General features: G+C 42.1%; 14 protein-coding genes and 1 other annotated feature (1 of these 15 only partly in view). Of the genes, 12 read left to right on the top strand and 2 right to left on the bottom strand.

Annotated features, from left to right (window positions below; genetic code table 11):
* Positions 1-30, top strand: a binding site (T-box leader); it begins 187 nt to the left of the window's first position.
* Between the two features lie 114 nt (positions 31-144).
* The 12 genes from trpX (at position 145) to D8803_RS07190 (ending at position 10,678) form a co-directional block, all read left to right on the top strand.
* Positions 145-1,140: a tryptophan ABC transporter substrate-binding protein gene (gene trpX, locus D8803_RS07245; RefSeq protein WP_131200703.1), complete on the top strand. Its 996-nt coding sequence runs from the start codon at positions 145-147 to the stop codon at positions 1,138-1,140.
* A gap of 65 nt (positions 1,141-1,205) precedes the next feature.
* The gene (locus D8803_RS07240) at positions 1,206-2,072 is read left to right on the top strand and encodes an ABC transporter permease (RefSeq protein WP_000637257.1); all 867 of its coding nucleotides are present in this window, start codon (positions 1,206-1,208) and stop codon (positions 2,070-2,072) included.
* Positions 2,069-2,827, top strand: a complete 759-nt coding sequence (locus D8803_RS07235) for an ABC transporter ATP-binding protein (protein WP_131200702.1) — start codon at positions 2,069-2,071, stop codon at positions 2,825-2,827. The genes D8803_RS07240 and D8803_RS07235 overlap by 4 nt, the downstream gene beginning before the upstream one ends.
* A gap of 196 nt (positions 2,828-3,023) precedes the next feature.
* Positions 3,024-4,784: a DNA primase gene (gene dnaG, locus D8803_RS07230; protein WP_131200701.1), complete on the top strand. Its 1,761-nt coding sequence runs from the start codon at positions 3,024-3,026 to the stop codon at positions 4,782-4,784.
* Positions 4,785-4,786: 2 nt separating this feature from the next.
* Positions 4,787-5,896: an RNA polymerase sigma factor RpoD gene (gene rpoD, locus D8803_RS07225; RefSeq protein WP_000201892.1), complete on the top strand. Its 1,110-nt coding sequence runs from the start codon at positions 4,787-4,789 to the stop codon at positions 5,894-5,896.
* 14 nt (positions 5,897-5,910) lie between these two features.
* Positions 5,911-6,240: a metal-sulfur cluster assembly factor gene (locus D8803_RS07220; protein WP_000331930.1), complete on the top strand. Its 330-nt coding sequence runs from the start codon at positions 5,911-5,913 to the stop codon at positions 6,238-6,240.
* 113 nt (positions 6,241-6,353) lie between these two features.
* Positions 6,354-7,397, top strand: a complete 1,044-nt coding sequence (locus tag D8803_RS07215) for a glycosyltransferase family 4 protein (protein ID WP_190316811.1) — start codon at positions 6,354-6,356, stop codon at positions 7,395-7,397.
* 8 nt (positions 7,398-7,405) lie between these two features.
* On the top strand, positions 7,406-8,722 hold the full coding sequence (locus D8803_RS07210) for a glycosyltransferase family 4 protein (protein WP_061416721.1): 1,317 nt from the start codon (positions 7,406-7,408) through the stop codon (positions 8,720-8,722).
* A gap of 22 nt (positions 8,723-8,744) precedes the next feature.
* A complete protein-coding gene (locus D8803_RS07205; protein ID WP_001074503.1) occupies positions 8,745-8,936 on the top strand; it encodes a PspC domain-containing protein in 192 nt (63 codons plus the stop codon).
* Between the two features lie 43 nt (positions 8,937-8,979).
* Complete coding sequence (locus D8803_RS07200; RefSeq protein WP_000863854.1) at positions 8,980-9,114, top strand: DUF4044 domain-containing protein; 135 nt, start codon at positions 8,980-8,982, stop codon at positions 9,112-9,114.
* 70 nt (positions 9,115-9,184) lie between these two features.
* Positions 9,185-10,495: a GTPase ObgE gene (gene obgE / locus D8803_RS07195; protein WP_131200700.1), complete on the top strand. Its 1,311-nt coding sequence runs from the start codon at positions 9,185-9,187 to the stop codon at positions 10,493-10,495.
* A 9-nt stretch (positions 10,496-10,504) separates the two neighbouring features.
* On the top strand, positions 10,505-10,678 hold the full coding sequence (locus tag D8803_RS07190) for a hypothetical protein (protein WP_061416725.1): 174 nt from the start codon (positions 10,505-10,507) through the stop codon (positions 10,676-10,678).
* A gap of 55 nt (positions 10,679-10,733) precedes the next feature.
* On the opposite strand, the gene D8803_RS07185 is transcribed toward D8803_RS07190, so the two are convergent.
* Positions 10,734-11,204, bottom strand: a complete 471-nt coding sequence (locus D8803_RS07185; RefSeq protein ID WP_001043006.1) for an arginine repressor — start codon at positions 11,202-11,204, stop codon at positions 10,734-10,736.
* A 16-nt stretch (positions 11,205-11,220) separates the two neighbouring features.
* Positions 11,221-13,494, bottom strand: a complete 2,274-nt coding sequence (locus tag D8803_RS07180; RefSeq protein ID WP_131200699.1) for a Xaa-Pro dipeptidyl-peptidase — start codon at positions 13,492-13,494, stop codon at positions 11,221-11,223.
* Positions 13,495-13,567: the final 73 nt, after the last annotated feature.

Raw genomic sequence — 13,567 nt, 5'->3', positions numbered from 1 at the left:
GAGGTGGCACCGCGCATCGACGTCCTCACACAAGTTTTTTGTGTGAGGACTTTTTTGTTGGAGGATGATGATGGAATTTAAACGATGGCGTCGCTTGTTTTGAGTGAAAAGAGTATACTACAAGTGATTTAAAGGAGAAAAAATATGAAAAATAAACGTTTAATTGGAATTATCGCTGGATTAGCAGTATTGGTAGTGGCTAGTTTGATCTATTCATCTATGAACAAGCCAGCAGCTAAGGTGGAGCAAAAAGTTGCTAAGGTTGGTGTTCTTCAATTTGTTAGTCACCCATCCTTGGACTTGATTTACCAAGGGATTCAAGATGGACTAGCTGAAGAAGGCTATAAAGGTGACCAAGTGAAAATCGACTTTATGAACTCTGAAGGGGATCAGAGCAAGGTTGCAACCATGAGTAAGCAGTTAGTAGCAAATGGAAATGACGTTGTTGTTGGGATTGCGACACCAGCGGCTCAAGGTTTAGCTAGCGTTACGAAAGACCTACCAGTTATCATGGCTGCTATTACAGACCCAATCGGTGCTAACTTGGTCAAAGATTTGAAAAAACCAGGTGGCAACATCACAGGGGTATCAGACCACAACCCTGCTGAACAACAAGTAGAGTTGATTAAAGCTCTCACACCAAATGTTAAAACAATCGGTGCTCTTTACTCAAGTAGCGAAGATAACTCAAAAACACAGGTAGAAGAATTCAAGGCTTATGCTGAAAAAGCAGGTTTGACAGTCGAAACCTTTGCCGTTCCTTCGACTAACGAAATTGCTTCAACAGTTAATGTTATGACCAGCAAGGTCGACGCTATCTGGGTTCCAATTGACAACACCATCGCATCAGCCTTCCCAACAGTTGTATCAAGCAACCAAACAGCTAAAAAACCAATCTACCCAAGCGCAACTGCCATGGTAGAAGCGGGAGGTCTGGCATCTGTAGTAGTTGACCAACACGACCTTGGAGTGGCTACTGGTAAGATGATTGCTAAAGTTTTGAAAGGTGAAAAACCAGCTGATACGCCAGTTAATGTCTTTTCAACTGGTAAGTCAGTTATCAACAAAAAACTAGCGCAAGAACTTGGAATCACTATTCCTGAGTCTGTTCTAAAAGAAGCAGGGCAAGTGATTGAATAATGAAAAAGGAGGAGTTGGGGACATCTCCTCCCATTTTTACTAAAGAAAGAAATGAGTGAAAGAATATGATAGTATCCATTATTTCTCAGGGAATGGTGTGGGCGATTTTAGGTTTGGGAATCTTTATGACCTTTCGAATTTTAAATTTTCCGGATATGACGACTGAGGGCTCTTTCCCACTAGGGGGAGCAGTAGCTGTAACCTTGATAACACAAGGGGTGAATCCATTTTTAGCGACCTTGGCTGCAGTAGGAGTGGGCTGCCTAGCTGGTATGGCAACAGGTCTCTTATACACCAAAGGTAAAATACCAACTCTCTTATCAGGAATTTTGGTCATGACTTCTTGCCATTCCATCATGCTGATGATTATGGGACGTGCCAATCTGGGGCTTCTTGGAACTAAGCAAATTCAGGATGTCTTACCTTTTGATTCAGACCTTAACCAACTCCTGACTGGATTAATCTTTGTAGCTCTTGTTATTGGCCTTATGCTCTTTTTCCTAGATACCAAACTAGGTCAGGCCTACATCGCTACAGGTGACAATCCCGATATGGCTCGTAGCTTTGGTATCAATACAGGACGGATGGAACTTATGGGCTTGGTTCTCTCAAATGGGATCATCGCACTTGCAGGAGCCTTAATTGCTCAACAAGAAGGATACGCGGATGTTTCTCGAGGAATCGGCGTGATTGTCGTAGGGCTTGCTAGCTTGATTATTGGTGAGGTTTTGTTCAAGAGTTTGACCCTAGCGGAGCGACTTATGACCATCGTTGTAGGTTCTATCGCTTATCAGTTCCTCGTATGGGGAGTGATTGCTCTTGGATTTAATACAAGTTATCTTCGTTTGTACAGCGCCTTGATTTTGGCAGTTTGCCTTATGATTCCAACCTTCAAAAGCAAATACCTGAAAGGAGTCAAGTTTAGCAAATGACAGCAATTGTAGAATTAAAAAATGCTACCAAAGTCATCACGAATGGCTTTGACGAGGAAAAAATCATTCTAAATGATGTTTCTCTTGAAATTTTCGAACATGATTTCATTACCATCCTAGGTGGAAATGGAGCTGGAAAGTCAACTCTTTTTAACACTATTGCAGGTACCCTACCTTTAACAAGTGGAAGTATCCGTATCATGGGCGAGGATGTGACGCATTTTTCACCTGAAAAGCGGGCTAAGTACCTGTCTCGTGTCTTTCAGGATCCTAAAATGGGTACGGCTCCTCGTATGACGGTGGCGGAAAATCTCTTGATTGCCAAGTATCGTGGTGAGAAGAGAGGACTCCTTCCTAGGAGACTTTCAAGCCATAGAGAAGAATTTCAGACAACCATTGAAAAAGTGGGAAATGGGCTTGAAAAACATCTGGACACTCCGATTGAGTTTCTTTCAGGTGGACAACGTCAGGCCTTGAGTCTCTTGATGGCAACCTTGAAGCGACCAGAGTTGCTCTTGTTGGATGAACACACAGCAGCTCTCGACCCAAAGACCAGTGTTGCTTTGATGGAGTTAACAGATGACTTTGTCAGCAAGGATCATCTAACAGCCTTGATGATTACCCACCATATGGAGGATGCACTGAAGTATGGAAATCGTCTGATAGTCATGAAGGAAGGCCGTATCATCCAAGACCTCAATAAAGAAGAAAAAGCTAAGATGAAAATCTCAGACTACTATCAATTATTTGAATAGATGAGTTAAATAATCATCAAAAAATAGAGAAGAGAAACTTAGAAGCATTAAAGTGTTTCTGAGTTTTTTATCTCCTCTTTCTATATAGAAGAATAAGGCAAAGAGAATTACGGAAAGCGTATGAAATGGTTTACTTTTTTTCAGAAATAAGCTATACTAGTTTACGTGAAACTATGATAAGATGGAGGTATTGTGTATGGTTGACAAGCAAGTCATTGAAGAAATCAAAAACAATGCCAACATTGTGGAAGTCATAGGTGATGTAATTTCTTTACAAAAGGCTGGACGGAACTATTTGGGGCTCTGTCCTTTTCATGGTGAAAAGACCCCCTCTTTCAACGTTGTGGAAGACAAGCAGTTTTACCATTGTTTCGGTTGTGGGCGCTCAGGAGATGTTTTTAAGTTCATCGAAGAATACCAAGGTGTGTCCTTTATGGAAGCCGTTCAGCTCTTAGGTGAGCGCGTCGGTATTCAACTAGCTATGCCTGTACAGTCTCGTCCTCAACAAGCTTCCCCTCATCAAGCTCTATATGATATGCATGAAGAAGCTGCCCGTTTTTACCATGCCATCCTCATGACGACAAAGATGGGAGAAGAAGCAAGAGCTTATCTCTACAAACGTGGATTGACAGACGATGTTTTGAAGCATTTCCAGATTGGACTGGCTCCAGCAGAGAGAACCTATCTCTACCAACGTTTATCTGACAAGTTTGAGGAAAAGGATTTATTGGATTCTGGCTTGTTTTATCTGTCAGATGGCAATCAGTTTTATGATACCTTTTTCGGACGGATCATCTTTCCTTTGACCAATGACAAGGGGCAGGTTATTGCCTTTTCTGGTCGTGTCTGGCAAGAAACTGATAGTCAGACTGCCAAGTATAAAAATAGTCGTTCAACTGCAATTTTTAACAAGAGTTATGAATTGTATCATTTGGACAAGGCTAAAAAGGGAACAGGTAAAATCACAGAACTCTATTTGATGGAAGGCTTCATGGATGTTATCGCAGCCTACCGTGCTGGTATAGAAAATGCTGTAGCTTCCATGGGAACAGCCTTAAGCAAGGAGCATGTTGACCACCTCAAACGCTTTACCAAAAAGATAGTTCTCAGCTATGATGGCGATAAGGCAGGACAGGCAGCAACAGCCAAAGCTCTGGAAGAATTAAAAGATTTCTCAGTGGAGGTTGTTCGAGTACCTGATGCCATGGACCCAGATGAGTATTTGCAAAAGAATTCTGCTGAAGATCTGGCTTACCTCTTAACAAAGACTCGGATTAGTCCTATAGAGTTCTATATTCACCAGCTCAAGCCGGAAAATAGTGATAACTTGCAGGCGCAAATTGAGTTCATTGAAAAGATTGCACCCCTAATCGCCAAAGAAAAGTCTATCACTGCCCAGAATTCTTACATCCACATTCTGGCGGATAACCTACCTTCCTTTGATTACCAGCAGGTAGAACAGATTGTAAATGAAAGTCGCATTGTTCAGAGGCAGGAAAGAGTCAAAGAGGAGCAACCTCCAGCAGCGATTAGTATACCTGTAACGCGACAATTGACAGCAGTCATGAGAGCAGAGGCTCATCTCCTCTATAGGATGGCTGAAAATCCAGTTGTTTTAAATGACTACAGATTAAGAGAAGATTTTTTCTTTGATACCCCAGAATTTCAGATTCTTTACGAATTGTTAAGTGTAGAGGGAGAAATCGGTTCAGAGGAGCTTTCTCATCAGACGCCTGAGGTTGAAAATGCTTGGTACCATGTTCTTGGTCTAGATTTGCCAGCTGAGATGTCGCCTGAAGAACTTTCTGAAGTCGAAGAGACTCGAAACCGTGCCCTCCTCAGCAAGGACAACTTACGAATTAAAAAGAAAGTGCAAGAAGCTAGTCATGTAGGAGATACAGACACTGCCTTGGAAGAATTGCAACGATTGATTTCCCAAAAGAGAAGAATGGAGTAATAATGGCAACAAAACAAAAAGAAGTAACCACATTTGATGTGCAAGTAGCAGACTTTATCCGTAACCACAAAAAAACAGGAACAGCAACAGACGACGAAATCAATTCAAGTCTAGTTATTCCTTTTACCCTGGATGCAGACGGCATTGAAGACCTTTTGCAACGGATTCAAGATGCTGGAATTTCTATCACAGACAACGAAGGAAATCCAAGCGCGCGTGTTCTTAGTGCGGAAGAAGAACCAGAACTCAGTGATGAGGATTTGATTGGCTCAACCTCTGCCAAGGTTAATGACCCAGTCCGTATGTATTTGAAGGAAATCGGGGTCGTTCCTCTCTTGACCAACGAAGAGGAAAAAGAATTGGCCCTAGCAGTTGAGGCTGGTGATATCGAAGCCAAACAACGTCTTGCGGAAGCCAACCTTCGTTTGGTGGTTTCGATCGCTAAGCGCTACGTAGGGCGTGGCATGCAGTTTCTTGACTTGATCCAAGAAGGAAACATGGGCTTGATGAAGGCCGTTGACAAGTTTGACTATTCAAAAGGATTTAAGTTCTCAACTTATGCAACTTGGTGGATTCGTCAGGCGATTACCCGTGCCATCGCTGACCAGGCCCGCACTATTCGTATCCCTGTCCACATGGTGGAAACCATTAACAAGCTTGTCCGTGAACAGCGTAACCTCCTTCAAGAATTGGGGCAAGATCCAACTCCTGAACAAATCGCTGAGCGTATGGATATGACACCTGACAAGGTCCGTGAAATCTTGAAAATCGCTCAAGAACCAGTATCACTTGAAACACCGATTGGAGAAGAGGACGATAGCCATCTTGGGGACTTTATCGAAGACGAAGTGATTGAAAATCCAGTAGACTACACAACTCGTATCGTTTTGCGTGAGCAGTTGGATGAAGTCTTGGATACTCTCACAGACCGTGAAGAAAACGTCTTGCGCTTGCGCTTTGGTTTGGACGATGGAAAAATGCGTACCCTTGAAGATGTTGGCAAAGTCTTTAACGTGACTCGTGAGCGTATCCGTCAGATCGAGGCCAAGGCTTTGAGAAAATTGCGCCAACCAAGTCGCAGCAAACCCCTTCGTGATTTTATTGAAGATTAAGAGTGAGGAATAACATGGCTTATACAGAAGAGCAAATTGAAACGATCAAAACACGCATTTTAAATGCCTTGGAAGAAGTCATCGACCCTGAGTTGGGGATTGATATTGTCAACCTAGGTTTAATTTATGAAATTCGTTTTGATGGTGAAACAGGTCACACTGAAATTGATATGACCTTGACAACTATGGGCTGCCCACTGGCTGACCTTTTGACAGACCAGATACACGATGCGATGACAGATGTGCCTGAGGTAACTAATACCGAAGTTAAATTGGTCTGGTATCCAGCTTGGACAGTTGAAAAAATGAGCCGATACGCGCGTATCGCCCTAGGAATTAAATAAAGACTAAGAAAAATGAGAGAGACGATTGGAAAATAGGGTGAATTTATCCTTTTTCCTTTGGTCTCTTCTTTCTTTTGCTGATTTTCTGGAAATAAAATGGTATAATGAATGGTATGGAAAACGAAAAATTGCGTGTCAATATGCTAAGTTCAAGTGAAAAAGTAGCTGGTCAAGGAGTATCAGGCGCCTACCGTGAGTTGGTACGCCTCCTACATCGAGATGCCAAAGACCAGTTGATTGTTACAGAGAATCTTCCTGTAGAGGCAGATGTGACCCACTTTCATACTATTGATTTCCCCTATTATTTATCTACTTTCCAAAAGAAACGCTCTGGGAGAAAAATTGGCTATGTGCATTTCTTGCCTGATACGCTTGAGGGGAGTTTGAAGATTCCATTTTTCCTAAAAGGAATTGTCAAACGCTATGTTTTTTCATTTTACAACCGAATGGAACACTTGGTGGTGGTCAATCCTATGTTTATCGAGGATTTGGTGGCTGCTGGAATTCCGCGTGAAAAAGTAACTTACATCCCAAATTTTGTAAACAAAGAAAAATGGCATCCATTGCCAGCTGAACAAGTTGCACAACTTCGTAAAGAAATGGATCTAGCGGAAGATCAGTTTGTCGTAGTCGGTGCAGGTCAAGTTCAGAAACGAAAAGGGATAGATGATTTTATCCGCCTAGCTGAGGAATTACCAGAAATTACCTTTATCTGGGCAGGTGGTTTTTCATTTGGTGGGATGACAGATGGTTATGAACGCTACAAGAAGATTATGGACAATCCACCAAAAAATCTTATTTTCCCTGGAATTGTGTCACCGGAACGGATGCGGGAACTTTACGCTATGGCGGATCTATTCTTGCTACCAAGTTACAATGAATTATTCCCTATGACCATCCTAGAGGCGGCTAGCTGTGAAGCACCGATTATGTTGAGGGATTTAGATCTATACAAGGTCATCCTTGAAGGGAATTATCGTGCAACAAGTGATGTTTCAGAGATGAGAGAAGCCATTCTCGAATACAAAGATCATCCTGAAAAGTTGAAAGACTTGAAAGAAAAAGCTAGAGAGATTTCTAAAGAGTATTCCGAGGAGCATTTGTTGGAAATCTGGCTAAAATTTTATCGAGAACAGGCTGCTTTGGGCAAAAAGTGAGGTAATTTATGAGAATTGGTTTATTTACAGATACCTATTTCCCTCAAGTTTCCGGGGTTGCGACTAGTATTCGAACTTTGAAGACTGAGCTTGAAAAGCAAGGGCATGCAGTTTTTATCTTTACAACGACTGATAAAGACGTGAACCGATACGAGGATTGGCAAATTATTCGCATTCCGAGTGTCCCTTTCTTTGCATTTAAGGATCGACGATTTGCCTACCGAGGTTTTACAAAGGCGCTTGAAATTGCCAAGCAGTATCAACTTGACATCATTCATACCCAGACAGAATTTTCACTTGGTTTGTTAGGGATTTGGATTGCGAGAGAATTGAAAATTCCAGTTATTCATACCTACCATACCCAGTACGAAGACTATGTGCATTACATTGCTAAAGGCATGCTGATTCGGCCAAGTATGGTAAAATATCTGGTGCGTGGCTTCCTTCATGATGTAGATGGCGTGATTTGCCCTAGTGAGATTGTTCGTGACCTTTTATCTAAATACAAAGTCAAGGTTGAAAAGCGTGTCATCCCAACTGGAATTGAGCTGGCTAAGTTTGAACGACCTGAGATCAAAAAGGAAAACTTGCAAGAACTTCGTTCGAAGTTAGGTATTCAGGAAGGCGAGAAAATGTTACTGAGTCTTTCTCGTATCTCCTATGAGAAGAATATCCAAGCAGTCCTAGATGCCTTTGTTGAGGTATTGAAAGAAGAAGACAAGGTGAAACTTGTTGTTGCAGGTGATGGTCCTTATCTGGACAGTCTGAAGGAACAAGCAGTGAAATTGCAGATCCAAGATCATGTGATTTTTACTGGTATGATTGCTCCAAGTGAGACAGCCTTATACTATAAAGCGGCTGATTTCTTTATCTCTGCATCCACTAGTGAAACCCAAGGCTTGACTTATCTAGAGAGTCTAGCCAGTGGAACGCCTGTTATCGCTCATGGCAATCCTTATCTGGATAATCTGATCAGTGACAAAATGTTTGGAACCCTCTACTATGGAGAGCACGATCTTGCAGGTGCAATCTTGGAGGCCTTGATCGCCACTCCAGATATGAATGAGCAGAAGTTGGCTGACAAGTTGTACGAGATTTCGGCTGAGAATTTTGGGAAGCGAGTTCATGAGTTTTATCTCGATGCGATGATTTCAAATAAATTTGAGCAGGAACTACGTGGCGACGAACCCATGACACAGCGATTCTTAAAAACTATTTTGTACTTACCTCAGCAGGCTGTTTCAGCTCCAGTTAAAGAGTCCAAACGAATATTAAAGGCTTCTAAAGAGCAATTGTCTAGCATCCGGGATTACTGGAGAGATTAGTAAAAATATAGGAGAATAAAATATGGCAAAAAAATTTATGAGAAGTGGTAGAGATCAAAAAATTGGAGGCGTTTGCGCAGGTGTAGCCCACTATTTTGATATTGACCCTACCATTGTACGTGTGATTTGGGGCGTTCTTGCCTTTTGTTATGGGGCAGGGGTACTTGCTTACTTGATTTTATGGGTAATTGCACCTGTTTCTAGCGAATATTAAAAGAGAATCAGAATAGAACAAAGAGAAATAAAAAGGAGTCCAGATGGCTTTTGGAGATAATGGAAAACGTAAAAAAACAATGTTTGAAAAAGTAACGCTTTTTGTCGTGCTAATTATGTTGTTTGTAACCCTTGCTGGTATCTTTGCGACAGCGCTTGGAGCTTTTAGCAGATTCTAAGCAAGTTGCTAAGATAGAAACAATAACTAATGACTGGATTTTCCAGTCCTTTTTAAAGTGAGAAGAAAATATGAGTATGTTTTTAGATACAGCCAAGATCAAGGTCAAGGCTGGTAATGGTGGCGATGGTATGGTTGCCTTTCGCCGTGAAAAGTATGTCCCGAATGGCGGTCCTTGGGGTGGCGATGGCGGACGTGGTGGTAACGTTGTTTTCGTTGTAGACGAAGGCTTGCGTACCTTGATGGATTTCCGCTATAACCGTCATTTTAAGGCCGAATCCGGTGAAAAAGGGATGACCAAAGGAATGCATGGACGTGGTGCAGAAGACCTTCGTGTTCGTGTACCACAAGGAACAACTGTACGTGACGCTGAGACAGGAAAAGTGATTACAGACTTGATTGAACATGGTCAAGAATTTATCGTGGCTCATGGCGGTCGAGGTGGCCGAGGAAACATCCGTTTTGCGACACCAAAAAATTCTGCACCTGAAATCTCTGAGAATGGAGAACCAGGTCAAGAACGTGAGTTGCAACTGGAACTGAAAATCTTGGCGGATGTTGGCTTGGTCGGTTTCCCATCTGTCGGAAAGTCAACTTTGCTTAGTGTCATTACTTCAGCCAAACCAAAGATTGGTGCCTACCACTTTACGACTATTGTCCCTAATCTAGGGATGGTCCGTACACAGTCAGGTGAATCTTTTGCAGTAGCAGACCTTCCAGGTTTGATTGAAGGGGCCAGTCAAGGTGTTGGTCTTGGAACCCAGTTTCTCCGTCATATCGAACGCACTCGAGTTATCCTCCACGTCATCGATATGTCGGCTAGCGAAGGACGTGATCCTTACGAGGACTACCTAGCTATCAATAAAGAATTGGAATCCTACAATCTTCGTCTTATGGAACGTCCACAGATCATCGTTGCCAACAAGATGGACATGCCTGAAAGTCAGGAAAATCTGGAAGCCTTCAAGAAGAAATTGGCAGCAAACTACGATGAGTTTGAAGAACTACCAGCCATCTTCCCTATTTCTGGTTTGACTAAGCAAGGTTTGGCACCCCTTTTGGATGCGACAGCTGAATTGTTGGATAAGACTCCTGAGTTCTTGCTCTATGACGAGTCTGATATGGAAGAAGAAGCTTACTATGGCTTTGACGAGGAAGAAAAAGCCTTTGAGATTAGTCGTGATGATGATGCGACATGGGTACTTTCTGGTGAAAAACTCATGAAACTCTTTAACATGACCAACTTTGACCGTGATGAGTCTGTCATGAAGTTTGCCCGTCAGCTTCGTGGTATGGGGGTTGACGAAGCCCTTCGTGCGCGTGGAGCTAAGGATGGCGACTTGGTCCGAATCGGTAAATTTGAGTTTGAATTTGTAGACTAGGAGATTGATATGGGAGATAAACCGATATCATTCCGAGATGCAGATGGAAATTTTGTTTCTGCAGCAGATGTATGGAATGAAAAGAAACTAGAAGAATTGTTTAATCGTCTCAATCCCAAACGTGCTATTAGATTAGCACGAGAAAAAAAAGGCAATGAGAAGGCTGATAAAGAAGAAAAATAGCCTATCAACATTGATAAAACAGAACCCCGTGATCGTATTTATCACGGGGGATTTTTTAGTCATTGAAGAAAAAAGGTGGCGCAAATTTTTTAAGAATTTCAAAGCAAGTCTGTGCTTCCTCAGCGTTTTCACAGATAAGAAGGCAGACATCATCACCACATACGGTGGCAATGATTTGTTTAAAATTGAGAGCATCGAGAACAGCTCCAAACGATTGGGCAAGGCCTGGCAAGGTTTTGAGGACAACCTGATGCTGGACAGGGCGTAGCATGACCAAGCCATCTTCCATATAGTTTTCCAAGCGTTTTTCCCATTTGGAGATGGAACCAGTATTTAAAACATAATAAGAATGATCTGCTTCGCGAACCTTTGATAGATTCATGGTTTTGATATCGCGTGAGAGAGTGGCCTGTGTGACTTGGATGTCGTTTTCAGCTAGTAAAGCTTGCAACTCTGCCTGTGTATGAATCTTATTTTTAGCTACAAGTGCACGGATGAGTTGGTGTCTATGTTCAGATTTATTCATATGAGGCTGGCTCCTTTTATGAGGGGATGGTGATAGAAGACTGTGTTAAATCAATAGTTAAGTGGTAGTCTGTATTATCTCGAATTGTAATTTCAAAGTCGGTTGTATAGAGAACAAGGCGAAGTGTGTCACCTTTTTTCAGCTTGTAAATAGTTGGTTGCAGCTCTAATTGCACATCCATCCATTCATCTGTAGTAATATCCTCCACTAACAGTAAGTTATTTCTATTTTGTAAATTAAGGTAGCCTTTGGTGATGACACGTTGGGCGCTTGGAGTGAAAGGTAGTTCCAAGAGATTTTCAAGCATGTGGTAGCGACCGTTGTCAATGGTTCTAGCACTTAAAACAGCTGGATAAGGCTGTAGATATTTCTTTTGTCCAAGTTCTAGCAGTTGAGCAGATAATAAGCCCTTGTTTGTACTTGATTTGACATGAAGTTTCAGCTCCACTCGCCCATTTAAGTGAATGTCTTGACTTACTGGAAGGTCAATGGTGATTTGATTGGCTTTTCCTTGGTAAAGTTCTGTATTGAAAGTCTGGTAAGTCTTACCATAACGATCAAAATCTTTTTGATCATACTGGTTTTGAATCACCTTTTCTTCAGTTCCAAGAGAGAAGGTATGCAGTTCATCTTGCTTGCCAAAGTCATCGAGACTATGCCATGTTTGAGGCTCAGTATTATCTTGCCAGATGACAGTAGGAAGTTGATAGTCTGTTGTAAGTCCTAACAATTTCTTGCTTAAGAGGGCATTCATGGATTCGCGGAAGTCAATTGACTGCCAGTTGTTCATATAGACATGGGCACCATGATGGAAAAAGAGGTGCTTGAGAATATTGTCAGGAAGAGCATGAAACATCTGGTAAACATGAAGAGGTTTGACGTTCCAATCCTGGGAACCATGCGTAAAGACGACCTCAGCTTGAACCTTGTGAGCATTGAGCAGATAGTTGCGGTCATGCCAAAACTGATTGTAGTCACCAGTCTTGCGATCCAGTTGCTCTTTTACCTTCTCTAAGTCTGCTTGGTGAGCTTCATTAGCACGAATATAGTCACCAGCTAGGAGATTGCGGGAGTAGGTAAGCTCAGCAAGTGAGTCAAAATCCTCACCTGGATAACCACCAGGGCTAGTCACCAGACCATTTTCACGATAGTAGTTATACCAAGAGGAAATACCTGCTTCAGCGATAATCACTTCTAAGCCATCAACACCAGTTGTCGCAAGACCATTAGACATGGTTCCCAGATAGGAAATTCCTGTTGTTGCGACTTTTCCATTTGACCAGTCAGCCTTGACTTGGCGCTTGCGCGTGTGATCCGTGAAAGCACGACAACGACCATTGAGCCAATCAATGACATTTTTATAAGCTTCAATCTGCTGGTAGTCTCCATTGGTCATGAGACCTTGGGAATCCTTGGTACCAACACCCGATACATAGAGATTGGCAAATCCTCTTGGAAGGAAGTAGTCGTTGAGAGTGTATGAACTATTGATATGAGTTAGCTTCTCTTCAGCTTCTGAGACGACTTCTGCTTGACCATGAGGCTCGACAAAATTCAGCTTAGGTTCCTCAAGCTCGATGGTGTGGGGTGGTTTGACCTCAAGCTCTCCCTCCATTTTGTAGAGAGCCTTGTCGCTGGCTTTGTCGTTGGTCCCTTGGTGATAAGGGCTTGCAGTCATAAGAGCAGGAACTTGTCCATCATAACAAGGGCGAATAATGCTGACCTTGACTAAATCAGGGAGTCCGTCTTTATCAGTATCCACACGACTCTCGACATACACGACTTCACGAATGACATTATGAGTAGAGAAGGTTGCTAAGCTTTTACCGTTAAAGTAGTGGTAGTGATTATCTTCTGCAATAAGACCATCACTAACAAGTTGGTCGATGAGCGTATTTCCTTTTTTCGTTCTCGTATTGAGCAATTGATAAAGATTTTCAATGAGATCTCCATAAACAATAGGAAATCCAGTTTCTTTACGGAATTGTTCAGCATCCTCAAAGTCAACCAGATAGCTAAATCCTAAAAGTTGAAAAACTACAGTATAGAAAATATCAGCAGTCAACTCTTTATCGGACTGAAAGAAGCTCAATAAATCCGTTTCTTTATCCGCAGCCAAAGTGGATAGAGCATAATCGGTATTGGTATAAGTGAAAAAATTCCAGCGGACAAATTGTTCAAGTTGTTTTTTTGACGCTTGTTCTGGTGCCAGCTTCAAACCAAGCTGGGATAACTCGCGCAAAACTTGCGAATGAGAAACGTGAAGATAGCTGAATTGATTAAAACGCATGGCGCTCTCCTTTGAAAATATTCTAAATTTAGTATATCAAAAATAAGGTAAAAAAGATATTGTTGACCTGCGA

Origin of the sequence: Streptococcus oralis (assembly GCF_003943385.1) — a bacterium.
In the GTDB taxonomy this organism is placed as follows: domain Bacteria; phylum Bacillota; class Bacilli; order Lactobacillales; family Streptococcaceae; genus Streptococcus; species Streptococcus oralis_CA.
Note: the sequence above shows the minus strand (reverse complement) of the source record. Positions and strands in the feature narration are given on the sequence as shown.